Raw genomic sequence first — 26,185 nt, 5'->3', positions numbered from 1 at the left:
AATCTAATCCCTCACAATCGGTGTAAAAAAGCTAATATTTTCTTCTTCTACTTCTAATACTTCATCAAAGCTCCCAACTATGGATCTTCCTTCCTCCTCAAAACAAACTTTTACCATTTTTTCTGGCTCTCGACCTGACTTAACTTCTTTAAAAGAAGCAGGCATAGTATCTACTGTTAATTTAGCTTGGCTATTTTCATTCAACTTTTTAATATTATCTTTAAATGTTAAAGTACTAACTTTACCTTGATAGTTTCTTAATTTATTAAAAAATTCGATTACCTTAACAAACTCAGCCGTAGCCCTAAATTGTCTTTGTCCTAAAAATAATCCATACCCCAGTTTATCTTCCTTAATCTTTCCTGCCAACTTTTCAACTATTTCATCATTTTTATGAGTGAAAAATATCTGATATTCCACTATATCTTCTTTAGGTAACAACAATTGCAATCTAACCTGTGTATGACCACCATCTTCTTTTAAATAATTCATACATTCAAAATGAGGAATACCAGGTTTTATGATTTTAACCCCAAACTTAGCTCTATTAGGAGCAAACTCTTCATAATAGCTATCTCGGGGATAACCTAAAATAGAAGCAACCATCCCCATTAACACACTTCTAGGAGGTACTCGATAAGTTAAAGAACTCTTATTACTATAGAATTTCTTAAAATGAGCTGCCTTCCCCCTTATATTAAAAACTAGGATTTTATTTATATTCATATCAACAACTCCTAATTTTAATAATTTAATTCCTCGCTATTAAATTCATTTAATAACTTCTCAAATCCATCATCTTTAAAGTTTAATTGACTATCTTTCCAGTAATGAACTTTATTAATTTTATCCTCATTACCACTTAAATAATCTATTAACTTGTCAATATCTACTTGGCAATCACTAATTTCTCTAATATCTTCTTCTCCAACATCATAATCTAACTCAATATGCTCTCTTAGATCATTTAAGAAAGATTCATTATCCTTTAACTCTACTCTCAGATACAATCTAGGAGTTTGTCCAATCTTAGACCGAGTTCTATTTAAAGGAATAGACTTAACTACGGCTTCATCTAATAATTCAATATCATCATCTTTTAGTTGAGTATCTTTAGCTGCTAAACCACTAATACCACCACTAAATGCAATAAAGGAATATTTAACTCGATAATCCTTTCCTACTCCTTCACCTGAACTAAAACTAGAAGTTATCGTCTTAGTCTCTTGTAATTCCACCTTATTTAAAGAATAACCCCAGTTAAATTGAACTGGTCCGGTTAAATGACTATTTCCACCAGGAGTTCCTAAAACAGCTCCAAAAAATTTAATATCAAAACATTCATTAGCAATCTTTAATAATTCTTTATCACTAACAGGTTTTTTCTTAGAAGGTTTTCTATCCAACAATTGTTGCACTCTATTTTCTGCCTTTTCAGCTTCTTCGCTTACAAACAATGTTTTTCCCTTAACAGTTTCTAAATAATCTCTAATATATCTTTTCAATCTTACATCACTAACTAAATTAGTTCCCGTATCCCAATCCATTCTCGGCTTGTTTTCATTATCCATATCACCATTTGGATTACATCTTTTAGCATCATATAAAAATAAAATTTCTGAATTATTAATTTGATTTTCTTTACTCATCTTAATCCCCTTTCTAGTTACTTTGATTATATTTGTGGCCTAAATATCTACCAAAAGAAATACCAGATAAAATATAAAATACAACTTCATCCTTATTTAAATTAGAATTTTCGATTCCTTGTAATCTATCCATCATCTGAGCATGTAATAACTGATTAACTCCGTACTTGTCATAAATATTTAAAATCTCAGTTATATCCTTAGCAAACTTTCTTAATCTCCTTACTGGTAATCCATCAAAACTTAATTTATCTAAAATATTAGCTGATTTATTCTCACTTTGCTGTTCCTTTAATACCTCATTCATTAATTTTCCTAAAATAAATAATCCTTGTCGATAATTATTATCTGCATAAATATCAGCATGAACTTCAAAAAATTCTTTTATATCATCATTTATAACATCAGTTAAACTAGTTCCTTCTGCCACATTAAATCCTCCTTTCAAATCAGTTATTCGGTTAAACCAAGACAATAAAATATTCATTTGTAATGGTTGATAAATAATATCCTTCTTGTTTTTAAAATATCTCTTTCTAAAAATAAAAGTAAAATTATCAATCAAGTAACTATAATCTATTTCTCTTTTCTTCAGTATTGAATTAAGTAAATTAAGCAATTCCTTGCGATATAATTTAGGATCCGGATTAGAATGAGATTTATAATTAGGAAATAATAACCAGTAAATACTGTTTAATTTAGGTTTTAATTCTCTAGATAACTTACTATAGAATTTATTTCGTCTAATATCCCTCAATTCAGAGAAAATTTCTTGTAAATCATTATAGTAAACATCATTAATCGAATCTAATACAATAAATGAAGCTTGATCAGTTCGCCAAAATAGAAAATCAACTTTTAAATCTCTTTTCTTAATCTTATTAACCAATTCTAAATCTTGATCATAATCATCTGGTTTATCAGATAAAGTTTTTTTAATCCATTTAAGTCTCTTTTCATAGCTCAAGTTAGTATTGATGTTCTTAGGAATAACATAGTAGTTAAGTTGATTAAATAATCTTGCCGAACAATCTTTTTGTATTTTCCCTATTCCTACCATAACCTGTTGATAACAATTTTGACAAATACCAAATGACTTATAAGCATTTTTATCATTTAAATTTTCAAAGAAATTAGGACTACTAGTAACATAAAATTTCGTTGGAATATCAATTTTACCAGTTACTAACTTACTTTGATTGCAAGCTCCACATAATGATTCCTCATTAACCATATCTTCTGACTTATCAAAAAATCTTTGCTGTAAGATATAATGAACTACATCAAGGTATTCATTTTTATAATTAGTTTCAATTATATACTTATCATCGATTTTTAAAGAAAAGATGTTCAGATAATATTTACTTTGTTTAACAAACTTTTGTGTTGAATCTAAAAAATTACTAATTAATTTTAATAAAGTTTTCTTTAAATCATTATGATTTATTACCTCAAATAAATTTTCTCCATTTATATCCTTTTTCTTTTCCAAATATTGTTTCAATTTTTCTCTTTGTTTTTCTTTAAATTTATTCACCTTAAGATAAGATACTGGTCGATTAAAATAATCTGTTCCTTCAACTATATAAAATATTTCTCTTAATTTTTTTAAATAACTTAAAAATTCACTATAATCACTATTATTAAAATAGTCTTCTTTTTGTATATAATAAATCAAATGTGGAATTGTGAGTAAATGATAATACCACTTATTACTAGTGAAGAAGGTTTTGCTACTATTCCCTGATAATTCAAATCCAAAAAATTCTTCTCTATTATCTTCCAAAAGCTCTTTTCCTTGTTTGACTTCTATTTCTTCTTGTTCAGTATCAAGATTTATAATCACTTCTCGATATTTTTCACGATCTTCATCATCAGAATCCGGCTTATTTGGTTCAATAGTTTGGGTTTCTAAAAACTTCCTCTTCTTTTCACTTTCAGATAATCCTTTTAGTTCTTTTTTTCCTAATTCTTTAAACGCATCAATCACTTTAACACCTCCTTTTTTAACTAATAATTAAGAATAAATTACCTTTTATACTAAATGATAATTTATTTTACAATATTATTAACAACATTGACTTTATTATAACATACTATTTAAAATTATAAATAGTATAATCATAATTTCCCAAAAAATAAAAAATTTCGAACCATTAGTTCGACATCACTTAATCTTAAATTAAAATTCAAAACCTACTAAAGCTAATAGAACATAGAATACAAAGATAAAATAGTTAATAGTTGTTAGGTTAGGCATCAGTTGGCCCACAAAAAAGTATCCACTAGATTCTAACATTCCAAAGATCATAGGTATAGTTAATCGAAATAATTGCTGAACTACATTCCTTTCTGTTAATCTTACTTCTTTAGCTGTCTTCATTAGTATCACCTACTTACAATCTAGTTTCTAATTGCAACCATTCTTACTTTACAAAGCCTTTTTTAATACTTATAATATCTATCAGGAAGTAACAGACCTAAAAAAGGAGAGATAAGATGAAAGTTAGACAGGCTAAATTAACTGATTTGGAGAGAATAACTAACATATATAATCACGCTATAAAAAATACAGTTGCTACCTTTGATACCAAACCTAAAACAAAAAAAGAACAACTAAAGTGGTTTAAAGCACATAATAAACAATTTCCTATCCTAGTAGCTATAGACAAAGGAAAAATAAAAGGCTGGGTAGCCCTATCTCGCTTCTCCTCTAAAGCTGGTTATGACCAGACAGCAGAAATTTCAATTTATGTTGCTCAAGGATTTAGAAGACAAGGGATAGGCCAACTATTAATGACAGAAATTATTACTTACGGCCAACAAAAGACAGACCTACATACAATCATTGCTAAAATTGCTGGAAATAATCAAGCCAGTTGCAAACTACATAGTAATTTTGATTTTAAGCAAATAGGAACTATGAAAGAAACAGGGTATAAATTTGAGGAATATATTGACGTTCACTTATACCAAAAAATCCTTGACTAAACTACCTATCTTCCATCTGAGCCAAAGCTAATTTCACTCCCTGCCGATAGAAATCATTAACTTGATACACTTCTTCTTCCTTAGGCGCTTGAGTTATATAATCAGTTTCTACCACTTGGGCCAATCCTTCTTTAACTTTCTCCTCACTAAGATCTGTCACTTCTAAAATATCTTCCCTACTAAACTCTTCCTCTAAAAAGTTAGCAAAAATAATACATAATAAATTATATACTTCTTGGGACATTTCACCTGCTTGATAATCTTTCCGGATTGCTCCTGGTAACACCAATTCTTCTCTCATACTTTTCCCCTCCTAAATAAATATAGTTTGTGGTTGCCTTTAATTTTCCCTTTTTTAGTTAATTAATTACATCTATTATTATTAAAGCTATCTGCTATGTGCCATGTGCTAATTCAAATTCAAAACCATAAATCTAGTTCCCCCCTTAAAATATAGCAATGATAAGGGGATTAGATGTTGAATTCAAAAGTTTTGAATTAGCAGATAACACACAGCACACCTTTCGGGTCTCACGACCACTTCATGATAAATCTACTGACGACTGTGTCACCTGCGGTGACACAATATATCAACAAAATCATTACTAATCATTGCTTTTTTTAAGATTAGCTATTATAATGATTATGTATTTTTGCTAAAAATAATCTTACTACTAATTAAATTAAATCTAATAATATTCATTATGTTCTAGGAGGTATGAAAATGTCAAATCGAGATACTTGGACTAGTAAATTTAGTTTTGTTCTAGCTTGTATTGGATCTGCTATTGGATTAGGTAATATTTGGATGTTCCCCTGGCGACTAGGAAAATATGGAGGAGCAGCATTTTTAATTCCTTATTTATTATTTGTATTTGCTCTCGGAAGTACTGGTTTAATAGAAGAATTTGCTTTGGGAAGATCACAAAAAACAGGTGCTATGGGCGCTTTTACTAAGATCTTTAAGAAAAAAGACTTACCTTTTGGAAATTTAATAGGAGCAATTCCAGTTTTAGGACTTACAGGAGTCTTTATCTTTTATACAATAGTTGCGGGCTGGATTCTTAAATACTTTTTATTAACTATTAGTGGCTCTTTTCAAACCGCTGGAGAGATACCTAATTATTTTAATAGTCTCGCTGGCCAACCCGAAAGTATTTTATGGCATCTATTAGCAATAATACTTACTTTAGCCATTGTACGATTAGGCGTTAAAAAAGGAATTGAAAAAGTAAATAACTTTATGATGCCTACTTTATTTGTTATCTTTATTATTCTAGTGATTAGATCATTGACACTGCCTGGAGCAAGTGCAGGAATCAGATTTATGCTGGTACCAGACTGGTCACTGCTACTAAAACCTATTACTTGGGTTATGGCCTTAGGACAAGCCTTTTTTACTGTTTCCTTAGGTGGAGCAGCTATGTTAGTCTATGGTAGTTATCTTAAAGAAGATGCTGATATTCCGTCAGCAGCCTTTAATACTGTTGTGTTTAATACTCTATCTTCTTTTTTAGCTGCTTTTATCATTATCCCAGCAGTTTTTGCTTTTAATCTAGATCCTCAATCGGGACCTCCTTTATTATTTATTACAATCCCCAAAATATTTCAACAAATGACTGGAGGTTATTTCTTTGGAGTTCTATTCTTCTTAAGTATTGTTTTTGCAGCTATTTCTTCCTCTATAAATCTGATGGAAGTACCTGTAGAAGCATTAATTGATCAATTAAACTGGAGTAGAAAAAAGAGTGTCTTTACTGTAGCTAGTTTAAGTTTCTTAGCTGGAATCCCATTAGATCTAAATATGAAGTTTTTTGGTCAATTTACTGATATTGTTAGTATTTATCTTATCCCTTTAGGATCAGTATTAGCTGCTATTACTTTCTTCTGGGTGTTTGGGATCTCTAATGCTCAAGAACAGATTAATCAAGGAGCTAAATATCCTGTAGGCAACTGGTGGGCATTTTTTGCTAAGTATATCTTTACTAGTGTATCTATTATTGTCTTAATCCTAGGTATTATCTATAATGGAATTGGGTAAAGCATAAAAAAGACTCCTGCCTTAAGGCAGGAGTTATATTATTAAATAAGTTCAGGGAATAGATCAGCTAAAAACTCCTCTTGTAAATAACTATCCATTGTTTTAAAAGTATCTTCATTCTTTAATAAACGATCAAGTTGTTGATACTCAACCCAAGCCATAGCCGGCCAAGAGATACCTCGCATAGCAGAAAATTTATCAAAAATCTCTAATGCATCTTTGATTTGGACTAATTGATTTGCACTTAATGACCTTTCCTCACAATAAGCTTGTAAAAATTCTTCTCTATCTTCTTTAGTCAACTGATAATCTGTCTTCCATAAAGTTGTCGTAGGAACCACAAAGTGGCTTAAATCTTGGAGAGGACTAGTTACCAAAGGCTTCTCCCAATCAACTAAATAAGCAGCATTAGTCTCCTCATCTACTAAAAAATTCCCGGAATTAACCTCTGTATTAACAATAGATAATGGTAATAAGTCCATAATCTCTTCTTCTTTAGACCGTAACTTATCTAATTGATTAATCATTCTTTCTAAAAATTCCTTAATATTATCTTTGCCTAAGGGAGAATTAAGATAAGCAGGGATTAAATTAGAGCATTCTTTCCAAATCCCAGACAAAGGCTTTTCTTCCTTAATCAATTGATGATCTTCAGGAATAGATACTTCATGTATCTTAGCTAGTACTCTAGCTGCTTTAGTTAAATCAGTTCTATAATCTAAACTTCTACCTGGTAAATATTCCATAACTAACATATCTAAAGATAGCTGATCACAAGAATCATCTATCAATAAAGGACTAGGAGTTACCTGGGAAGGAACTAAATAATCTAACGCCTGATACTCATACTTGATCTGATTATCCAGATTCATCTGACTACCTGTATTCAACCGTAAAACAAATTTCTGCCCACTAGTCTGGACTAAAAAATTAATATTATATTCCCCTTGGGCCAAAAAAGAAACCTCAGGAGTTTCTGCCAAACTAAGAATAGTTTTAAAATCTTTACTTGCTACATAATCTTCTACCTGGTTTAATAATTGATTTTTACTTAACTTGCTGTTGGACATATAAATCTCCTCCTTCTTCAAGCTTAGCCTCAACTAAATCTGTTACTAATTTAGCAGTAGCCTGAGGATAACTCTCCCATTGATTATCAGCCGTTAAATCATTATATAATTCCACTAATTCAGGAAATAAATCAATATCAGGCCAAGTAGTAACTAGCTCATACTTTAATCCTTTTTCTTTAATAGCTTTAATAGTAGCTTCTAAAACATCATTATTACCAAACACAATATCAGTAAATAAAACTGAAGTAGGAGTTTTAGTACCTAATAAATAATAACCTCCATCTTGGGAAGGGCCAACTACTACATCTTGCTTATCTAACTTTTGTAGAGCAGCTAAGATTATATTCGGTTGTAAAGTAGGTAAGTCACTACCTAGAATAATCTGTTTCTCATTTTCAGAAGCTACATGTTCTAAAGCATGATACATCTTAGCTCCTAGATCTGGCCCTTCTTGAGCAAAGAAATTAAATTCAGCTGGAACTAAATCTGTAAACATATCTGCCGTACTACTAGGAGTATAAGTTAAATATAGATTAATAGCTTCTCTTTTCTCTTTAATTTCTAATAACATCTGACTAATATCCTGTAAAAAAGCCTGATGCAGTTGCGCACACTGCTGACCTGTTAAATGAGTCTCCAAACGAGTATTAGTTTCTCCGGGAATCGGGGCCCGAGTCATTAAGATAATTCCTGTCGACATGATATCCCTCCTCCTTTATTTAATTTACAATTGAGAATGGAGAATTTACAATTAAAATTTAAATTGATATAAAGTGGCACTTTCGTGCCACAGCTATCTGCTATCTGCCATCTGTCGTGAGTTAATTCAAATTCAAAACCATAGATTTAACCCTTTGAAACATAATAATTTTAAGAGTTTAGATTTTGAATTTAAAAGTTTTGAACTGACTGATAGCTGATAGCACACAGCACACGACTGTGTCACCTTTGGTGACACCTTATCTCGCCTCTCGATAAATCTTTTTTAACTTTTTAGGCTCTACTCCCCACATGTACAAAATTTTAATCTTATGCATTAAAAATATTGTCTTCCAGATTCCAAACTTATGCCATCTACGAGCCGAAGTATATATTTTATGCGGAATAACAGCTAATTCACCATCTGCTTTAGCTAACTTACGAGAAAATTCCCAATCTTCCATTAATTCAATATCAGGATAACCATCTAATTCCTCAAATACAGATCGACGAACAAAAATCCCTTGATCACCAAACATTAGATTCAGATATTGAGCCCGTAAATTAGAACTCCAGGCAATAAATTTAAGTGGCCAACTGTCATCATCAATCTCTAGATTTAAACAACCACCGATAATCTTATCATCCTCTAAAGCCTGTTTAATACCTAATAGAGCCTCTTTTGCCAACCAAGAATCACTATGTAAAAAAAGCAAAATACTTCCTGTGGCTACCTTAGCTCCTTGATTCATCTGATAACCACGACCGCTTCTAGTCTCAAATACCTTATCTGCTAACTGACTAGCTAACTGACAAGTGTTATCTTCACTACCACCATCAACTACAATAATCTCTTTACTCCCCGCCAACATATTAACCTGTTCTAATGTATCTTTAATTGTACTAGCCTCATTTAATACCGGAATAATCACTGATATAGCACTCATATTAATCACACTCCATTAACCAAATATTAGCTATATCAATAGTAAGTATTACTTCTTCTCCCACACTAAAATCAGAAGGGAGTAAATTGGTAACTTTAATCATTTGAGTTCCCGTATCAATCTGATAACAAATTCGCTCACCGACAAATTCGCGGCTAGTAATAGTACCAGTCAATTGACCGGTCGTCTCTTTTTCAGCCCGAGCCAAGCTTACAAATTCCGGCCGAAGCATCAATTCTAACTTCTCTCCCTCTACTAACTCAACTTCTGGAGCTACCACTGATGATTCAACTGGTAATTTTCCCTCCGAAAAATGAAACAAGCCAGCTTGATAGTTACCAGAAATATAATTAGCAGCTCCTAAAAAATTAGCTACAAATCTAGTTCGAGGATGTTTGTATAATTCCTCTGGGCTTCCTACTTGTTCAATTTGGCCCTGATTCATAACTGCAATCTGATCTGCAATTAACATAGCCTCATCTCGGTCATGAGTGACAAACATACTAGTCATTTCCTGCTTATCGTGCAAATCACAGATTAATTGCTGCATTTCGCCCCGGAGATTAGCATCTAAATTAGTCAATGGTTCATCTAGCAATAATACCTCGGGATTAATTGCTAAGGCTCGGGCCAATGCTACCCGCTGTTGTTGGCCTCCCGAAAGTTCTTGCGGAGTATGCTCTTCATAGCCCGACATATTAACTAAATCAAGTAACTCTTTAACTCGCTGGCGCTGATACTCTTCTTTTGCTCCCTGCATCTTAAGCCCAAAGGCAATATTATCTGCTACATTAAAATGGGGAAACAGTAAATAATCTTGAAAAACCAAGACTGCTCCTCTAGTCTCTGTAGCTACATCAACTACTGACTCCTGATTAAATAAAATATCACCTGTATCCGGCTGCAACAAACCAGAAATTAACTTTAAGGTAGTAGTCTTTCCACAGCCTGAAGGGCCTAATAAAGCCACCAATTCTCCCGGGTTTACCTTTATATTTAAATTAGCAATTACTTGTTCCTCAGCAAAACTTTTTGTTAAATTTTCAAGCCTGATTTCTACCATCCTTATTACCCCTTTTTCAGTTGATAAGTGCTATATAGTTGTGAGTCGTGGATTAAATTTAAAAGAATTAAATTTAATCCACGATAACTATTACATATAGAAGTGGTCTTCGGGCTGATCGCCACCTTTAAATAACCGCTCCATAATTATAGTAAAGATTAAAGCAGCAATAATAAATACCCAACTATAAACTGCTGCTAACATCCGATCTCCACTCTTGACTAAGGGAAATAAAACCATAGGAAAACTAACTATCTGGCCTCCCCCAATTAAAAAAGTCAGTAAGTACTGACTAAAAGAAATAATAAAGACCATAATCCCGGCGGAAAAGATTCCAGGATAAATTAAGGGTAATGTGATATGAAAGAATCGCTGCCAGATATTAGCTCCTAACACCTGGGCCTGAGCTTCCAAACGGTCACCTAAAGCTTCAAAAACATGAGTTAAAATCCGGACCGAATAAGGAATAGTCGGAATTAAATGGACTAAAATAACTCCAGTAATAGTATCACTTAATCCTAACTTCATAAAATTAATATGAATCCCCATCGTCACAGCCAAGGGGGGAACAATTATCGGGGCTAAAACTAGTAACTTAATTAGTTCACGACCAGGAAACTCATAGGTTCCTAACGCCTTCCCCGCCGGAATACTGACTGCTAAGGCCAGACTAGTAACTCCCAAACCAATCACAAAACTAGTTTTTAAAGCCGACAGGGCATCATTTACCGGATTCCAAAAATACTTCCACCCCTGTAGAGTAAACTCTTGGGGCAGTAGATAGGGCCAAGTCCAACTCTCAGTTACTGACCAAATAACCAGTATAATCAGCGGTAAAATTAATACAAATATTAAACTATATACTACTGTATAGCGGATTATTTTTCCTGGATTAGTCATGATTAACCTCCCTACATCAATTATAACGTAATACTAAATCAAACAATCTTTTATACAGATAAATCAACCCAAAACAAATCGCTGCTAATGTAATTGCAATTACCATTGCATAAGGTCGTTGGGTTAAATCAGAACTAGCATAGCGCTGGTAAGCTAGAACCGGCAACGTCTTGGGGTAAGTTGGCCCTAACAAATAAGGGATTTCAAAGGCACCAAAGGAAAAAGCAAAAACAATTATAAAAGCTGTCCCAATACTAGGCAGAGCTAAGGGAAAATAAATTTTCCAGAATATCTGACGAGCGTTGGCCCCTAAATTAGCAGCTACTTGACTAAAAGAATCATTAATATGCTTTAATACCGTATAAGTAACTAAAGCAATAAAGGGGATCTCTTTCCATAGATAAACTAAAATAATCCCTACTCCTCCTCGGTCAAAAACAAGCCGGGGAAAATTTTCTAATTGATCTATAATCCCTAATTCAAATAATAAACGTGATAATAAGCCACTTTGAGTAAAAAATAAAAATATTAATAAGGAAGCAATAATATGGGGTACAATAATTGGTAATTTATACAACAGTTGAACTATCTTATGCTCTCGAGGCAATTTAACCAATTGATAAGCTAGCCCAACTCCAATTACTACTGCTATTAGCGCTGACATAAAAGAAACATATAAACTATATAATAAAGCATCTAAAAATTCAGGACTACTCCAGACTTCAAAGTAATATTTTAACGTAAACTCTTTCAATCCTAGTAACGGAAAATAACCAAAACTCTGAGTTAAAGCTAAAACTACGCCTCCTAAAAATAAACCAATTAATATCGTTAGCACTGGTAATAATAAAATATAAGGTTGCCAGTTAACATGTTCCTGCAAATCCAAATTAAACACTTCCTTTCTAAATTAATAATAGGGTATGTTTACTGCCCTACTATTTCCTGCCATTCATCTTCAATAATGGGTACTAAGTCAGCAGGAATCTCTGGAACACTATGGTTATTAAGTTCAGTTGGAGATAAAGTAGCCTTACCTAAATCAAGCTTTTCTAATTTGGCTCGTTCTTTTTTCGCTAATTTAGCTGTATCAAATACTGGTAGCGCTCCCCAATTATCTGGTTTATACTTGGAATACTGAGCAGCAAAACTCTCCAAAAAGTTAGCTGTTACTAATGATCCTGGTTTATTAGGAGCATTAAATGGAATTGCTAAAAAATTAGTATTAGCGATAGTTCCTTTTTCTAACACAAAAGTCCGAGCTGTCTCTGGATAATTACCTTTTTTAATCTCAGCTGTTGCTTTACTAGGATCATACCCCATACTCATCCAAACTTCACCATCAGCAAACAGATTATCCAATTGAGCACTAGTAGCAGGATAAGTTTCTCCTTGCCGCCATAAATAAGGCTCTAACTTAGCTAGAAATTCAAGGGCCGGCCGAATTGTCTTTCTAACTTCCTCTTCGCTCATCTCATAGTATTGTTGATAACCACCAGTCTTCCGATAAATCACATGTCTTACAAAAGCACTACCTGTAAAATCAGGTAAAGCTGGATAAGTAAACTTCCCCGGATGTTCCTTAATCCAACTTATTAATTCCGCAAAATTTTGTGGTGGATTAGCTACTTTAGCCTGGTCATATATAAATACAAATTGGGCTCGATTATAGGGTGCTTCATAGCCTTCAGTTGGGAAACCAAAGTCAGTTGTATTTTTATCAGCATTCGCATCTATATACTGGTGATAATTAGGTAATTTATCAACAAAAGGGCCAAATAAAAGATCTTTCTGGCGAGCTGTCTTGAAATTTTCCCCATTAATCCAGAGTAAATCAATACTACCTTCTTGTTTATTAATCTGTTTTTCCCCTAATAGCTTGTTCAAATAATCTTTAGGTCCCATCGGCACCCGATTTAATTTAATATCATAACGCTTCTTTAACTGAGAAGCAACATAAGTATCAACCCAATTATTAATTGTCCTATTTCCACCCCACATATAAAAATTAACTATTGTTCCTTCAGCTTCTTTTACAATCTGCTTCCAATCTTGTTCTAAAACATTTGTTTTCTCTTCTTCTTCACTAGCACCAAAAATCCACCAAGCACTAGCAGTAATTGAAAGAGTAATTATTAAACTAAAAGTTATAGTTAATATTAAATACTTATTTTTAGTTGACATTTAGTTATCACCTCAATTTATATATATTTTATAGATAACTAGATTAAATCCCTGGCATTATTTCAAAAAGATGAGCCTATTACATAATGTAATAGGCCCATTTATAATTAAGCTGTTTCTTCTTCCTCTTCCTCTATTTCATCTAAAACATCATCATCATTTTTCTTCTGTAACCACTTAGGAATTAAAGAAATACCAAATAAGACTACACCAGCAACTGCTAGATAGGCAATAATTTTAACTGGACTACCACCTGAAGTAATTGCTCCCCCAGCAAAAGAAAAAGCTAAACAACCAGGTAGCATAAAGACAAATGTAGTCCACGTATAAACTGGTAGACTAACAGCTGTCAAGGAATAGACATAATTCTGCACATTATAAGGAAAGACAGGCACTAACCGAGTTAACATTAAGAAACGCCAACCTTCCTTTTCTACTCCTTTATCAATTTTTTGTAACTTAGGATTATTTTCTACCATATTTTCTACCATATCTCGAGCTACATATTTACCAGCTAAAAAGGCAGCTACTGCCCCTATAGTCGCTCCCAAAATGGTATATAAAGTTCCTAACCAAGGGCCAAAAAGCAATCCCCCAACAAGTCCTAATGCTCCACCAGGTAATAAAAAGACAGCAGAAGCAATCCATAAACCAATAAATGCAACTGGCCCCCAGAAACCTAAACCATCAATCACCTGCTTTAACTTCTGTGGATCTTTTAGATACTCCCAATAACCCATTTGTCTTACAAACAAAACAACAGCAGCAATTACTGCCACAAAAATAGCTATCTTTTTCCAGTTGCCTTGTTTCTTTTCTTCCGCTTTTGCTTGGTCACTCATTAGTATAACCTCCTCTCATTTAACCTGTTTAGCTTTTCTTTTTGCTCTCCAACGCTTAAACCACTGTTTAACTGGATTATCTAGTCCTTGGGCTCCTTCTTTCCAGTTATCTCTAAAGATAAACTCCAGCAAGTGATAAGCTGGTTTATCAACCATAGCCATAGACTCTCGACAAGCAGCACAATAAGTAACTATTTCTTTATCAGTTTGATTAGCTCTTCTAGCCATTATATCAGTAGATAAATCTTCATTAGCAAGTAATACCATCCCACCAAAACCACAACAACGAGTATCCTCGCGATTATGTTCAAACTCATCAACCTCTAAGCCTAATTGTTGCGCAATCTCTCGTACTCCCTCGTGAATTTTGGGGAAGTGTCTAGCAGTACAAGAATCATGGATAGAAATTGTTTTTCCTTCTGCTACTCCTTTTCTCTCTTCGGGAATACCAATTTCAGCTAATACTTCGTATAAAGGAGTAACTTTGATATCATCTGGTTTATGTTCAATGATATTGTGTGTACAATCCGGACAAGCAGTAATTATTTCATCAGCACCTAATTCTCGTACATCAGCAATTAGGCTCTGGAATCTCTCCGCAAATTTATCTTCTTCACCTACCATATTAGTAGGAGCACCACAACATTTTAAAACAAATCCAGTTCCTGGTAAATTGTCTTGTAAATACTGATATGTCTCTTGGACAACATCAGGTGCATAAGAGGATAAACTACAACCAGGGAAGAATACTCGCTTAGTAGCACCAGCTTGATTATCATTTAGTTTCGTAGTAAAGAAGCTAGAGAAACCTAGTGGCTGATGGAATTTAGTTACTGGATTATGTCCTTCAAGTGGACCTTCTCCTTGTCTAACTAGTTCTCGTCTAATCTCCATAAAGATATCAGCTAACTCAAAATCATTTGGACAATAAACTGTACATGTATCACATAAGTTACAGAAATAGGACATAGCTAAATTATCAACATCTGTAGGATCTTCCAGTAATTTTTCCATTAGTTCTTTCGGATGTTCAGTATATTCATCTAAAAATTCACACTCAGCTACACAATCTTTACACTCACACTGTAGACAGCGATCAGCTTCCTCTTTTGCTCGCTGAGGATCAAAAGGCTGTTCTACCTCTTTGAAGTTTTCTTTTCTTTCTTCTACAGGAATCATATCTATTGCAATTCGCTCTTTTTGGGGCTCTTCTACTTCTTTATCTAACCAAGTTTCATAACTACCTTCCTTTTCTCTATCTTCAAATAAGTCTTCACCTTTTAAGTAACGATCAATAGATTTAGCTGCTTTTCTTCCCTGAGCCATTGCTTCAATTGCTAACAGCGGTCTACCTGCAGCATCACCACCTGCAAAAACATGTTCCTTAGCAGTCTGTAATGTTACATCATCAGAATCAATTTTACCTCCCTTAGTTAACTCAATTCCTTCTTCCTCAACTAAAAATTCTGACTGAGCACTCTGGCCAATGGCAAAAATAACTGTATCTGCCTCTAAATCTTTAGTAGTACAAACATCATAGGCCGGATTGAACTCCCCCTCTTCATCAAAGACACGTTCACACTTTTTTAAAGTAATCCCGTCTACTTTACTCTGACCATTAATCTTCATTGGCCCCCAAGAAGAATGAACTTCAATTTCTTCCTCTTCAGCATCTTCAATCTCCCACTCATGAGCCGGCATTTCCTCTCGAGATTCAATACAAGCAATATTAACTTCTTTAGCTCCTAAGCGCCAAGCAGTCCGAGCAACATCCATAGCTACATTACCGCCACCAATAACAGTTACTTGATCGCCAATATCAATCTCAGAAAACTCCTCTAATCCAGCCTTTCTTAAAATATCAACCCCCGACTTAACTCCTTCTAAATTAGAACCATCTATCGGTAGCATTATACCTTCATGAGCTCCAATTGCCGTAAATACCGCATCATAATCTTCTTCTAACTGAGCAAACGATACATCTTCACCTACTTCAGTATTTAATTTAATCTCAACTCCTAATTTCTCTAGAATACTATACTCTTCTTCAATCACCTCATGTGGTAAGCGATAAGCTGGAATTCCTACTCGTAACATCCCACCAACTACTGGTAATTTTTCATAAATAGTTACCTGATGACCATTCTTACGTAAGTCATAGGCAGCTAAAGCACCTGCTGGACCTGAGCCAATAATTGCTACTTCCTTTTCTGTTTCAGGAGCAGTACTTAAATCCCAATCTTGGGGATTATCATACTCTGCTGCAAATCGTTTTAAATTTTTAATTGAAAGAGCTTCTTCTACATCCTGTCGCTTGCACTCTTCTTCACAAGGATGAGCACAAACTCGCCCTAAAATACCTGGAAATGGAGTTGTATCTCTAATTAACTCCAAAGCTTCCTTATAGTTCCCTTCTTGAATTAAATCAATATACCCCTTAGCATCAATATGTAACGGACAAGTTGCTACACAAGCAGAAGGAGCATCTCCCATACAATCATCAACTACTTCCTTCATTTCAGCAATTAGTTCTTCCGATAACAAATTAACCACTCCTTTCGCTTAACAATATATAATTTTCACAAGGACTTTCACTATTATAATTATATCCTTTAATATTGCGTTTGTCTTTATGACTTCAGGATAATTTTTCAATCTGTTTTTGTATGTTGGCTACAATAAAAGCTTCTCATAAAATTAGAAAGTACTTTATAAAGAAATAAATTTGTAATTAGTAACTAATACCTAGTGTTTTTTCTTACCTACAATTTTGTACTTCATCTGTTAACCTCCATTATACAAACCACTTATTTAAAATCTTACTTCCTAAATAAATACCTATCAGACAAAATGGTAAATACAACCAACCATTGATTGCTAAAGAGGAAATAGCACTATACAAACCACCTATATTACATCCAATTGCTATCCGAGCTCCATACCCCATCAGCCAACCACCAACTAATCCTAAAAATAACTGTTTCTTATTCTTAATAGCCTTAAATCTAAATTGGCGGGCCAATAAGATAGCTATCAAACTTCCTAAAATAATCCCTAGATTAGAGTAAGTATATCTATCATAAATAGGATGAATATAATCATAGTAATTCCAAGCTGACCACTGCTGAATATCAAAACCTAATATCTGCAAACACCAAGCTCCCCACCGGGCCAACCCGGTAGTAATCGCCCAGCATTTACCAGTTAAAAGCAAATAGATAATATTAATAACTGCTACCAAAACTCCTCCTACCCAATAAGGCCAAGGACGCTCTAGGAGTAAGTTAATTATTTTTTTCTCTTTCTTATCAGTTTTTGGTGATTCTAATTTCCCATTCACCAAAGACCACCTCTTCAATCTCTACATTATAGCCTTTTTTTCTAGCCCATTCAGGTACATTAGTCATCGCACAAGTATGATCAATTGCAATACATAACTCTTCTCCTGAGTTTAACTGATTTATTTCCTTTTCTACTTTCATTAAAGGTAACGGACAAGGTTCACCAATACAATCTAAATTTTTCATAACTTATTCCTCCCTAACTTAGCCAATCATTCTGCCGGAAACTTATATTGTTCCCACCAATAAGCAATTAAATATAATAATCCTAATAATAATAATTGGACTACAACCCCTGCTTTCCAACCAATTAAAGAGGGCAGATGAGTTACTTGATAACCACTAAATAATTGATACCAGACTGCTCCATCATAAGCTCCATGAGTTGATCCAATAATAAAACCTAGTAATACAGACCATTGTAATTGAAATCCTTCTCCCAATCGAACCAAAGTACCAGAAGCACAACCTCCACTAATAGCTGCTCCTATACCAAAAATAAAAGCACCAACCGGAATATGCAACCCCAAAGAAATAAACTTTCCCGATAACTCCAATCCTTGACTCAACTGATAATACTGCACTCCAGCATAGCCAAGACTAGTAATTATTAAAGACAATATTATAGCTCGCGTTAGCTCAGTCATGCCAAATAATAAAGGATCACGTAAAGCAGCCGTAAAACAAATTCGAGACCGCTGTAAAACAAATCCTATTAGTAAACCAAAATACAAAGCATAAGCAAGATCAGGAGACAATAAGTTGTAAATAAAATAACTACTAACTAAAACAACAATAATTAACAAAAATCCTAATTTTCGCTGCCACTTAACATTTCTATTTAATTTATAAGCTATCTGAGCCATATTATCAGTCTCCTTTGTCTTGGTTAGGACCAATAAACTTATTAATTTTATAAGCAATAGCTAAATTAAGTTGGTTCTCAAAATCATGTAAATCCAAATCAATCATCTCTTCCATTCTTTTAATCCGATACCGCACAGTATTAGGATGAATATGTAATCTTTCAGCAGCCTGTTGAATAGCTCCCCCTTCTTGTAAAAAAATACCTAAGGTTTCTACCCAATTGGTATTATTTTGCTGATCATATTTAATTAATTCAGCTAAATATTCTGTAGTAAATTGCTTTAAATATAAATTATCTATCTGCCATAATAGACGTAAGACCCCTAAATCTTTATAAAAGAATACCGCAGTTGATTGCTTAGTAGAAGCTAGAAAATCTAAAGTATATAACCCTTGCTGGTAGCTACGAGGGATTTGGTAACAATCAGTAACAAAACCTCCCGCCCCAACAGAAAATTTTATATTATCAAATTGAGCTTGTAATTTCTGATAAATTTGCTGAATATCACCTTTTATCTTTGCTTTTGCCTCTTCATAGTGGACTAATAATAAAATATCACTATCATAAGAAAAGATAATATATTTAGTGGATAGATTAGCTCGAATAATGCGATGTAAACTACGAATTATTCTTTCTTCTAATTCATAGTTATATAAAGTTCGTTCATTATTAACAAACTGCTCTTTATTCTCTGACTCAAATCGCAAAATAAATAGCTGATAGGAAACAGTTAAGTCCCAACCAGCTAGTTCGCCTCGTTTAACCAACTCCTCTTTACTACTAATTTTCCCTTGTAATAAATCATCAATCAACTCATTACTACATTTTTGGGCTAAATTCTGGATCAAATCATTCTGGTGCAATTTCAATGATAGAGCATAAACTGCTTGAACAATAACTAACAAATCATCTTCACCTAACTTATCTTCTTCTAGGATAGATAGGATTCCTAACACTTTATCTTCATTTTTTAATTTAATTTGTACTTCAGTAACTTCCTCTTGCTGCCAACTATAAACTATTCGTTCCATATAAATCTCAAATTCATTAAAAATTATCTCTATAGTTACAGACTTACGATTATTTAAATAAGAATAAAATTCTACATTATTCTCACGTAATTTACGATCAATATAAATAATATTTTCTTGATACTTATCCAGAATAAAAATTTGATTATTAATTTCTTCTCGTAAAGTATTACATAAAGTTCTGAGTCCACCATTATTCAATAATATCTTTTGGTATTTATTCTGTAAGGAAAAAAGTCGCTTAGTATCCATGGTTAGAAACTCCTTTACTAATTAAAAGTTATCCCAAGCTGTAAAGATTAAATCTTTAAATTTGCTTCCATCCTTTATTCCAGCTGGAATACTAATCACTCCTTGCTTATCCTTTTTTGCTTGCTTAGTTTTATCTAATACAAGTTGGCCAGTGGTTAAATCTTCTGTAGTAGATTGGAGAGTATAATATTGTGAAGTATACAGTTTGGGATTAGTGATATATAAAGCAGCTACTACATCCCACATATAAAATCCGGGCTTACCAATTAATTCTTCTCCAAATTGATACCAATCTGTAATGTAATCAGCTAGATATTGATATCGCGAACTTTCTTCTGTAGTTAGCCTCTCCCATTCAGTTGGCCCGAAGAAAGCATCTAAACAAAGGTTACCTGAAGCTACAGTAACAGGAACCCCTGCCTCTAAAACTAATTTAGTAGCTTCTGGGTCACAAGAAAAGTTTAACTCATCTATCACTTGACCATTAAAACTTAATTCCTCAGTTATTCCACCCATAACTATAATTTCTTTAAAATAAGTAAAGAAATCATTATCTAACTGATAAGCTGCCTTGAGATTAGTCAACGGACCAGTAGCCAACAAAGTAATTTCACCAGCTAATTCCTGCGCTTGCTCCACTAAAAACTGAGCCGCAGCAGTATTTAAATCATTTTTATCCTCAGCTCCAGAATAAAAAGGTAGCTCATTAATAGCTAACTCTTTTAATAATTGGGTAGTCGCTTTCTTTACCTGCTCTAAAGAACCATTTCCAAATACACTAGTTATTCCTTCCAGTTGAATATCATCTCTACCTAATAAATAAAAAAAAGCTAATCCATCATCTACATCTTTTTCTTGCAACCCCATAGTATTATCACAATCAAATAATATTTTGTGGGTCATCCTCAAACCTCCTAGATTGTCTATAAATCAGTAATTACTTCACTTATCTTTTCATTTAAATCAATAATATCAGTATTAATTTCTTAGTAGTCATAACTACCCTTCCTAGTATAAATATAGCAAAGAGGGATATAATATCCCTCTTTGCTATAATTGACTATCAACCTTTATTCTCCTTTTTCAATTGGTAATTCTTTTCTAGCACTCCAACCAATCCATGACTCATCATAATTTCTTACCTCATCATAACCTAATAACTGCGTTAAAACAAAAGTAGAGTGAGAAGACCTAACTGCTGACTGACAATAAGGAATAATTTCCTTACTATCCGTTACACCTTTAGCTTGATATATTTCTTTTAATTCTTGAGCCGTCTTAAAAGTACGTGGCCCTTTAGACTTGCCACCATTAACAGCTTCCTTCCATTCAATCCAAGTAGCTCCTGGAATTCTTCCTGCCCGGTCAGTATATGTCTTTTCACCAGTATATTCTTCTCGGGTACGAGTATCTAAAATAAGAGTCTCTTGCTCATCAATAGCCTGCTTTACATCTTCTACCTTAGCTAACCATTTTTCTTTATTAATTTTAGCTTTATCAAATTCAAAGTTACCCTGCTTAACATCAGGTCCAGTAAGATTTGTATCATAATCTAATGCTTTCCAACGAACAATTCCCCCATCTAACAATTTAACTTTATCATAACCATACATTGTTAAAATCCACCACATTCTTGCTCCATCATAATCGCCTCGATCATCATAAATAACAATGGTATCACCATTATTAACCCCTTTAGTCTGTAACATCTCTTCCATCTGCTCAGGAGTAGCTCTCATCCCTCCAAACTTATGATCAGAATTTTCTTCATCACTACGATAAATCTGGACTGCTCCTGGAATATGTCCTGTATGATACTTAGTTTTACTTCTAAAATCAAAAACTACTACATTTTCTTGGTCTTTAACATCTTTTAACTTCTTAGCGCTAATTAAAGATTCAGGATGAGCATATCCTCGTTCAGAAATAGGTACATAATCTTGATTACTAGTTGCTTGTTGACTACTACTACATCCAGCTACTAACATAAGTCCTCCTAACAAAATAAAAATACCTACTGTTGCCATCAATCTCCTTTTCATTATTAATTCCCCCTTTAAGTTACTGATCTATTTTTCACAAAATAAATTACAACCCTCTTATAATTAATGATATCTTTTCTATTACTTTTTGTAATTATTATCACAAACTAATTTTTAAGGTGTGATTTGTAGTCTAACCACAAAAGACTTTAAATTAATAGTATACATCTTAGTATATCCTAACCAACTAAGCAACGGACTCCAGATAATACTAATCAAAATAGTAACTACTAATAGACTGCTAAATTGCAGGGCCAACAACTTAAAAATATCTTGATACCAATTTCATGAGCCAAAACAGCTTCAATCTCCGAGTTATTATATTTCTCCTGGAGATTATCACCTAAAATAATCTTTCTTGTCTGCCCCATTCCCATCACTGCAGCATTAGCCGAATTAACCTTCGAACTAAGATTAAACTCATAAATATCCGCTACTTCAATATCTGCCTGAGCAAAAAGATCTAGCAGCCTATCTCGCAGAGGAGATTCAGGATAAGGAGTTAATTTAAAAAAAAGGGGAAATAAGACTATTGGAAATAAAAACCCCGCCTCTAAGAGGCGGGACTAAATTCTAATCTCTGATATCACCTTGTAACTCTCTCCTAGCTTCTTCAATAAAGTAATGAGAAGTCCTTCCGGTCCAAAATTTTTCTCTTCCTTGTTCAGCTAGTTTTTGGGCACTGTGATCGAGATAATTTACCAAATCAGCAGCAGATTCTCTCTTAATTACTGGCCTATCTACTTCATCTTGATCTAAATTAGCTATTCTATACTCCCCATCTTCTCTAAATAATACATAACCAGCACCACTATTTTTTACTTGGGATAAAATATCATATTCATCATCTGCTACGGTTTCTGGCTCATCTCCTAGCTGATCCATTATATCCCTCCTAGTAGATCACATTAAGTATTATATCCAGCTGAAGTAATCTTATAAAAAAACTATTATGTTCTAAATACAAACTTCTCGCCATCATAATCAACAGTAATCTCGTCTCCAGCAGTAATTTTATCTTCTAATAACTCCATTGCTAACTCATCTTTAATATACTTTTGGATCACTCGGCGTAAAGGACGGGCACCATAAGTTGGATCATAACCTAACTCTCTAATTTCATCTCTAGCTGCAGTAGTTAATTCTATATCTAAATCCTGCCGGGCCAACTTCTCTTTTAAATAACCTAGTTGAATCTCAATAATCTGATTTAAATCCTCTTTAGATAGAGAGTGGAAGATAATCTGTTCATCAATCCGGTTAATGAATTCAGGGCGGAAGTGTTTTTTAACTTCTTCAGTAACTTTGTCTCTCTTTTCTGCTTCATCAGTGAGATCTTGAATATACTGTGAACCAATATTAGAAGTCATAATAATTACTGTATTTCTAAAATTAACTTCCTTACCTTGACTATCAGTCAGAATACCATCTTCTAAAATCTGGAGTAAAATATTAAACACATCAGCATGAGCTTTTTCAATTTCATCCAGTAAAATTACCGAATAAGGCTTCCGTCTAATCTGTTCCGTCAACTGTCCTCCTTCTTCAAAACCTACATAACCAGGCGGAGAACCAATCAATTTTGCTACAGCATGGCGTTCCATATACTCTGACATATCCAATCTAACTAAGGCATCTTGATCATCAAATAAAGCTTGAGCCAATATCTTAGCTAATTCAGTCTTGCCTACTCCAGTTGGCCCCATAAATAAGAAGGAACCTAGCGGATGATCTCTATCCTGCAGACCTGTTCTAGAACGACGGATAGCATTACTAACTGCTTCAATAGCATCTTCTTGGCCTACAACTCGCTGGGCTAACTCCTCTTCTAGATTAACTAATTTTTCTTTTTCACTCTCCATTACTTTAGTAACTGGAATATCCGTCCATGAAGCCACCACTTCAGCAATATCTTCAGCCGTGACTTTTTCTCGTAATAAATCAGGTTCTGTTGCCTTCGTCTGGGCTTCTTCCAGTTCTTTCTGTAATTGATGTAACTTACCATGCTTTAACCTAGCTGCCTGCTCATAATTTGCTTCTCGTTCTGCTGTTTCAGCTGCTAATTTTGTTTCTTCAATCTCTTCTTTTAATTGCTGAATCTCCTGCCTAGTTTCTTGTTCCTGGTGCCATTGCTCCTGTAAAGGCTTAATTTCCTTTTCTAAATCTGCTAGTTCCCTGTTTATTTCTCCTAGTCTCTCCTGAGCCGTCTTCTCTTCTTCATTCTTTAGAGCTTCTTTTTCAATCTCTAATCTGCATCGTTTTCTGGTTAACTCCTCTAGTTCTAAAGGCTGCGAATCTAATTCAATCTTTAATTTGGAGGCTGCTTCATCAACTAAATCAATTGCTTTGTCCGGTAAAAATCGCTCTGTAAGATATCTATCTGACAATTGAGCTGCACATACTAAAGCAACATCCTGGATACTTACTCCATGGTGTATTTCGTACTTATCCTTTAATCCTCGTAGGATAGAGATAGTATCTGCTACACTTGGCTCCTCTACTAGGATAGGTTGCAATCTCCGTTCCAAAGCAGCATCTGCTTCAATATATTGTTTATACTCTTCTAAAGTAGTAGCTCCTACACAATGGAGTTCTCCTCTAGCTAAAGCAGGTTTTAGTAAGTTAGCAGCATCCATAGTGCCTTCTGTTGCTCCAGCACCTACTACAGTATGCATCTCATCAATAAAGAGGATAATCTGTCCTTGAGCTTGTTTAATCTCCTTGAGTACCGATTTTAACCGATCTTCAAATTCTCCCCGGTATTTAGTCCCGGCTACTAAAGAGCCCATATCTAAAGAGATAATCTTCTTATCTTGTAAAGCCTGGGGAATATCTCCCTTAATAATCCGTTGGGCCAAGCCTTCTACAAGTGCGGTTTTACCTACTCCAGGCTCCCCAATCAAGACAGGATTATTCTTTTTCCGCCGAGATAAAACCTGCATTAATCGTCTAATCTTCTTTTGGCGACCGATAACTGGATCTAAGTTACCTTCTCTAGCTAGTTCCGTTAAATCTACAGTATAATTTTCCAAAGCTTGGTACTGACTTTCTGCATCTTGGCTAATCACTTTGTCATCTCCTCTAATTTCTTCTATTACTTCAGTAATCTTTTCTACAGTAATCCCTTTTGCTTGCAACAAATTACTAACCTTATTATCTTCAGCAGTTAAAGTTGCTAACAAAAGATGTTCTATAGAAATATACTCATCCTCTAGCTCTTGACTTTCTTTACGGGCCTGACGTAAAACCTTACCTAAAGCTTGCGAAGTATATAATTCAAAATCAGCACTATAAACTTGAGGTAGCTTAGCAATTATCTCTTCTAATTCCGTCTGCAAATCAGTGTTATCAACTCCTAGCTTTTCTAAAATAGCTTTTACAATACCTTCCTCGGCTAGCAAAGCTAATAACAGATGCGCTGGATATATCTCTTGGTGGTGTTTATCCTCGGCTAAATACTGAGCTTCCAGCAGTCCTTCCTGAGCTTTTCTAGTAAAATTATTCAGCTTCATCTTATCCTCCTTTTATATATTGTATTAAACTGAATCATTCTCATTACTTAAATTAATGTAAAAAGACGACCTATATCAGGTCGCCTATAAACTCATTAAAATTCGCTCAAATCCTAACCCAACTCCAAGCACTAAACAATCAACTGCTTTTGTGGATAGTCAGTCACCATAATTGGCTTAGCAAAATATTCTTCTGTTAAATAACGTTCATGTTCAGTCTTTAAGTCAATTCCCCACTCCACTGGATACTCAAATTCTTGCTCAGCTTCTTCTAAAATTTCAATAGCTCTGTATATGTGATCCGCCCAAAATCAGTACCAATTAATCCTTTTAAAATAACAAATGGATAGAATTCTCATCTACTATTTTTATAATTTACAGAGCACACTTGAAAAAAGCAACCCAAGTTTGGGTTGCTTTTTCTTAAACTTGACTACCCTACTCCCCTTCTACCATACCTAATATAGCTCTATAAGGGCCAGGCGTTCCTGGAGGAACAAAAGCTACTCGATCACCAGGTTTGATAACTCCTTTCCCAAAAGGATCAGCTTTACCATTTATAATAACAGATTCTATCTTTTCCATAGGCAACTCCAGCTCTTTTGCTACTTCAAGATCTGAAGTTGCACCATCTAACTTAAAATAGATTGGCAGAGACCAATCACGTTCATCAAAGAGTTTTCTAAGATCGCCAAAACCTCTTACTTCTACCGTACCCGCTGCTTTAGAAGTTAATATTTTCTCTTTCAC

Annotated in this window: 26 protein-coding genes and 1 pseudogene; 2 read left to right on the top strand and 25 right to left on the bottom strand. The window is 33.9% G+C overall.

Translation table 11 applies throughout. The features are described from left to right. Positions 1-3: 3 nt before the first annotated feature. From cas5 to ACYQ3D_RS04965, 4 genes are all read right to left on the bottom strand, one after another. On the bottom strand, positions 4-726 hold the full coding sequence (cas5, locus tag ACYQ3D_RS04980) for a CRISPR-associated protein Cas5 (protein WP_459836826.1): 723 nt from the start codon (positions 724-726) through the stop codon (positions 4-6). A 17-nt stretch (positions 727-743) separates the two neighbouring features. Next, entirely contained in the window at positions 744-1,649 is a 906-nt protein-coding gene (gene cas7b, locus ACYQ3D_RS04975; RefSeq protein ID WP_459836824.1) for a type I-B CRISPR-associated protein Cas7/Csh2, read from the bottom strand. 13 nt (positions 1,650-1,662) lie between these two features. After that, complete coding sequence (gene cas8b / locus ACYQ3D_RS04970) at positions 1,663-3,639, bottom strand: type I-B CRISPR-associated protein Cas8b/Csh1 (RefSeq protein WP_459836823.1); 1,977 nt, start codon at positions 3,637-3,639, stop codon at positions 1,663-1,665. 192 nt (positions 3,640-3,831) lie between these two features. Next, positions 3,832-4,032 (bottom strand): hypothetical protein, encoded by a 201-nt coding sequence (locus ACYQ3D_RS04965; RefSeq protein WP_459836821.1) that lies wholly within the window; start codon positions 4,030-4,032, stop codon positions 3,832-3,834. A gap of 116 nt (positions 4,033-4,148) precedes the next feature. Here ACYQ3D_RS04965 and ACYQ3D_RS04960 point away from each other — a divergent pair, with 116 nt between their 5' ends. Continuing rightward, on the top strand, positions 4,149-4,640 hold the full coding sequence (locus ACYQ3D_RS04960; RefSeq protein ID WP_459836820.1) for a GNAT family N-acetyltransferase: 492 nt from the start codon (positions 4,149-4,151) through the stop codon (positions 4,638-4,640). A gap of 1 nt (position 4,641) precedes the next feature. On the opposite strand, the gene ACYQ3D_RS04955 is transcribed toward ACYQ3D_RS04960, so the two are convergent. Further along, positions 4,642-4,941, bottom strand: a complete 300-nt coding sequence (locus ACYQ3D_RS04955) for a hypothetical protein (RefSeq protein WP_459836819.1) — start codon at positions 4,939-4,941, stop codon at positions 4,642-4,644. Positions 4,942-5,364: 423 nt separating this feature from the next. Here ACYQ3D_RS04955 and ACYQ3D_RS04950 point away from each other — a divergent pair, with 423 nt between their 5' ends. After that, on the top strand, positions 5,365-6,681 hold the full coding sequence (locus tag ACYQ3D_RS04950; protein ID WP_459836818.1) for a sodium-dependent transporter: 1,317 nt from the start codon (positions 5,365-5,367) through the stop codon (positions 6,679-6,681). 41 nt (positions 6,682-6,722) lie between these two features. On the opposite strand, the gene ACYQ3D_RS04945 is transcribed toward ACYQ3D_RS04950, so the two are convergent. The 20 genes and pseudogenes from ACYQ3D_RS04945 to ACYQ3D_RS04850 form a co-directional block, all read right to left on the bottom strand. Continuing rightward, positions 6,723-7,751, bottom strand: a complete 1,029-nt coding sequence (locus ACYQ3D_RS04945) for an aminoglycoside phosphotransferase family protein (RefSeq protein WP_459836817.1) — start codon at positions 7,749-7,751, stop codon at positions 6,723-6,725. After that, entirely contained in the window at positions 7,729-8,454 is a 726-nt protein-coding gene (locus tag ACYQ3D_RS04940; protein ID WP_459836816.1) for a TIGR04282 family arsenosugar biosynthesis glycosyltransferase, read from the bottom strand. Before ACYQ3D_RS04940 ends, ACYQ3D_RS04945 begins: the two co-directional genes overlap by 23 nt. 259 nt (positions 8,455-8,713) lie before the next feature. Further along, positions 8,714-9,400 carry a TIGR04283 family arsenosugar biosynthesis glycosyltransferase gene (locus ACYQ3D_RS04935; protein ID WP_459836815.1) on the bottom strand — a complete coding sequence of 229 codons (687 nt, stop codon included), beginning with the start codon at positions 9,398-9,400 and terminating at the stop codon, positions 8,714-8,716. Position 9,401: 1 nt separating this feature from the next. Next, positions 9,402-10,463 (bottom strand): ABC transporter ATP-binding protein, encoded by a 1,062-nt coding sequence (locus ACYQ3D_RS04930; RefSeq protein ID WP_459836814.1) that lies wholly within the window; start codon positions 10,461-10,463, stop codon positions 9,402-9,404. A gap of 90 nt (positions 10,464-10,553) precedes the next feature. Beyond that, on the bottom strand, positions 10,554-11,363 hold the full coding sequence (locus ACYQ3D_RS04925; protein WP_459836813.1) for an ABC transporter permease: 810 nt from the start codon (positions 11,361-11,363) through the stop codon (positions 10,554-10,556). A gap of 16 nt (positions 11,364-11,379) precedes the next feature. Continuing rightward, positions 11,380-12,252: an ABC transporter permease gene (locus ACYQ3D_RS04920; protein ID WP_459836812.1), complete on the bottom strand. Its 873-nt coding sequence runs from the start codon at positions 12,250-12,252 to the stop codon at positions 11,380-11,382. A gap of 38 nt (positions 12,253-12,290) precedes the next feature. Next, on the bottom strand, positions 12,291-13,547 hold the full coding sequence (locus tag ACYQ3D_RS04915) for an ABC transporter substrate-binding protein (RefSeq protein WP_459836811.1): 1,257 nt from the start codon (positions 13,545-13,547) through the stop codon (positions 12,291-12,293). Positions 13,548-13,654: 107 nt separating this feature from the next. After that, a complete protein-coding gene (locus tag ACYQ3D_RS04910; RefSeq protein WP_459836810.1) occupies positions 13,655-14,389 on the bottom strand; it encodes a TVP38/TMEM64 family protein in 735 nt (244 codons plus the stop codon). Positions 14,390-14,404: 15 nt separating this feature from the next. Further along, positions 14,405-16,942: an FAD-dependent oxidoreductase gene (locus ACYQ3D_RS04905; RefSeq protein WP_459836809.1), complete on the bottom strand. Its 2,538-nt coding sequence runs from the start codon at positions 16,940-16,942 to the stop codon at positions 14,405-14,407. Positions 16,943-17,183: 241 nt separating this feature from the next. Next, positions 17,184-17,729: a YeeE/YedE thiosulfate transporter family protein gene (locus ACYQ3D_RS04900; protein ID WP_459836808.1), complete on the bottom strand. Its 546-nt coding sequence runs from the start codon at positions 17,727-17,729 to the stop codon at positions 17,184-17,186. Then, positions 17,698-17,916 (bottom strand): sulfurtransferase TusA family protein, encoded by a 219-nt coding sequence (locus tag ACYQ3D_RS04895; RefSeq protein WP_459836806.1) that lies wholly within the window; start codon positions 17,914-17,916, stop codon positions 17,698-17,700. Before ACYQ3D_RS04895 ends, ACYQ3D_RS04900 begins: the two co-directional genes overlap by 32 nt. A gap of 26 nt (positions 17,917-17,942) precedes the next feature. Next, entirely contained in the window at positions 17,943-18,596 is a 654-nt protein-coding gene (locus ACYQ3D_RS04890) for a YeeE/YedE thiosulfate transporter family protein (protein ID WP_459836805.1), read from the bottom strand. 4 nt (positions 18,597-18,600) lie between these two features. After that, positions 18,601-19,881 carry a PucR family transcriptional regulator gene (locus ACYQ3D_RS04885; RefSeq protein ID WP_459836804.1) on the bottom strand — a complete coding sequence of 427 codons (1,281 nt, stop codon included), beginning with the start codon at positions 19,879-19,881 and terminating at the stop codon, positions 18,601-18,603. A gap of 21 nt (positions 19,882-19,902) precedes the next feature. Then, positions 19,903-20,784: a nucleoside hydrolase gene (locus ACYQ3D_RS04880; RefSeq protein ID WP_459836803.1), complete on the bottom strand. Its 882-nt coding sequence runs from the start codon at positions 20,782-20,784 to the stop codon at positions 19,903-19,905. Positions 20,785-20,951: 167 nt separating this feature from the next. Further along, a complete protein-coding gene (locus ACYQ3D_RS04875) occupies positions 20,952-21,923 on the bottom strand; it encodes a sulfurtransferase (RefSeq protein ID WP_459836802.1) in 972 nt (323 codons plus the stop codon). A 230-nt stretch (positions 21,924-22,153) separates the two neighbouring features. Beyond that, a complete protein-coding gene (locus ACYQ3D_RS04870) occupies positions 22,154-22,351 on the bottom strand; it encodes a M48 family metalloprotease (RefSeq protein WP_459837001.1) in 198 nt (65 codons plus the stop codon). 145 nt (positions 22,352-22,496) lie between these two features. Beyond that, positions 22,497-22,808, bottom strand: coding sequence for a hypothetical protein (locus tag ACYQ3D_RS04865; RefSeq protein WP_459836801.1), 312 nt, complete (start codon positions 22,806-22,808; stop codon positions 22,497-22,499). 65 nt (positions 22,809-22,873) lie between these two features. Beyond that, entirely contained in the window at positions 22,874-25,435 is a 2,562-nt protein-coding gene (clpB, locus tag ACYQ3D_RS04860; RefSeq protein WP_459836800.1) for an ATP-dependent chaperone ClpB, read from the bottom strand. Between the two features lie 149 nt (positions 25,436-25,584). After that, a pseudogene (locus tag ACYQ3D_RS04855) lies at positions 25,585-25,748 on the bottom strand (asparagine--tRNA ligase); the annotation flags it as partial. A gap of 125 nt (positions 25,749-25,873) precedes the next feature. After that, positions 25,874-26,185 (bottom strand): MoaD/ThiS family protein, encoded by a 312-nt coding sequence (locus ACYQ3D_RS04850; RefSeq protein ID WP_459836798.1) that lies wholly within the window; start codon positions 26,183-26,185, stop codon positions 25,874-25,876.

It is taken from the genome of Halanaerobaculum tunisiense, from assembly GCF_054657635.1.
This window is presented reverse-complemented; position numbering and strand designations above follow the sequence as displayed.

What these genes read in the sequence shown, in the direction of transcription:
- ACYQ3D_RS04880 (WP_459836803.1), bottom strand. Translation starts at nt 20,784, where the DNA reads ATGACCCACAAAATATTATTTGATTGTGATAATACTATGGGGTTGCAA.
- ACYQ3D_RS04950 (WP_459836818.1), top strand. Translation starts at nt 5,365, where the DNA reads ATGTCAAATCGAGATACTTGGACTAGTAAATTTAGTTTTGTTCTAGCT.
- clpB (WP_459836800.1), bottom strand. Translation starts at nt 25,435, where the DNA reads ATGAAGCTGAATAATTTTACTAGAAAAGCTCAGGAAGGACTGCTGGAA.
- ACYQ3D_RS04940 (WP_459836816.1), bottom strand. Translation starts at nt 8,454, where the DNA reads ATGTCGACAGGAATTATCTTAATGACTCGGGCCCCGATTCCCGGAGAA.
- ACYQ3D_RS04960 (WP_459836820.1), top strand. Translation starts at nt 4,149, where the DNA reads ATGAAAGTTAGACAGGCTAAATTAACTGATTTGGAGAGAATAACTAAC.
- ACYQ3D_RS04885 (WP_459836804.1), bottom strand. Translation starts at nt 19,881, where the DNA reads ATGGATACTAAGCGACTTTTTTCCTTACAGAATAAATACCAAAAGATA.
- ACYQ3D_RS04925 (WP_459836813.1), bottom strand. Translation starts at nt 11,363, where the DNA reads ATGACTAATCCAGGAAAAATAATCCGCTATACAGTAGTATATAGTTTA.
- ACYQ3D_RS04890 (WP_459836805.1), bottom strand. Translation starts at nt 18,596, where the DNA reads ATGGCTCAGATAGCTTATAAATTAAATAGAAATGTTAAGTGGCAGCGA.
- ACYQ3D_RS04895 (WP_459836806.1), bottom strand. Translation starts at nt 17,916, where the DNA reads ATGAAAAATTTAGATTGTATTGGTGAACCTTGTCCGTTACCTTTAATG.
- cas5 (WP_459836826.1), bottom strand. Translation starts at nt 726, where the DNA reads ATGAATATAAATAAAATCCTAGTTTTTAATATAAGGGGGAAGGCAGCT.
- cas7b (WP_459836824.1), bottom strand. Translation starts at nt 1,649, where the DNA reads ATGAGTAAAGAAAATCAAATTAATAATTCAGAAATTTTATTTTTATAT.
- ACYQ3D_RS04915 (WP_459836811.1), bottom strand. Translation starts at nt 13,547, where the DNA reads ATGTCAACTAAAAATAAGTATTTAATATTAACTATAACTTTTAGTTTA.
- ACYQ3D_RS04930 (WP_459836814.1), bottom strand. Translation starts at nt 10,463, where the DNA reads ATGGTAGAAATCAGGCTTGAAAATTTAACAAAAAGTTTTGCTGAGGAA.
- ACYQ3D_RS04965 (WP_459836821.1), bottom strand. Translation starts at nt 4,032, where the DNA reads ATGAAGACAGCTAAAGAAGTAAGATTAACAGAAAGGAATGTAGTTCAG.
- ACYQ3D_RS04875 (WP_459836802.1), bottom strand. Translation starts at nt 21,923, where the DNA reads ATGAAAAGGAGATTGATGGCAACAGTAGGTATTTTTATTTTGTTAGGA.
- ACYQ3D_RS04865 (WP_459836801.1), bottom strand. Translation starts at nt 22,808, where the DNA reads ATGGATCAGCTAGGAGATGAGCCAGAAACCGTAGCAGATGATGAATAT.
- ACYQ3D_RS04935 (WP_459836815.1), bottom strand. Translation starts at nt 9,400, where the DNA reads ATGAGTGCTATATCAGTGATTATTCCGGTATTAAATGAGGCTAGTACA.
- ACYQ3D_RS04945 (WP_459836817.1), bottom strand. Translation starts at nt 7,751, where the DNA reads ATGTCCAACAGCAAGTTAAGTAAAAATCAATTATTAAACCAGGTAGAA.
- ACYQ3D_RS04955 (WP_459836819.1), bottom strand. Translation starts at nt 4,941, where the DNA reads ATGAGAGAAGAATTGGTGTTACCAGGAGCAATCCGGAAAGATTATCAA.
- ACYQ3D_RS04910 (WP_459836810.1), bottom strand. Translation starts at nt 14,389, where the DNA reads ATGAGTGACCAAGCAAAAGCGGAAGAAAAGAAACAAGGCAACTGGAAA.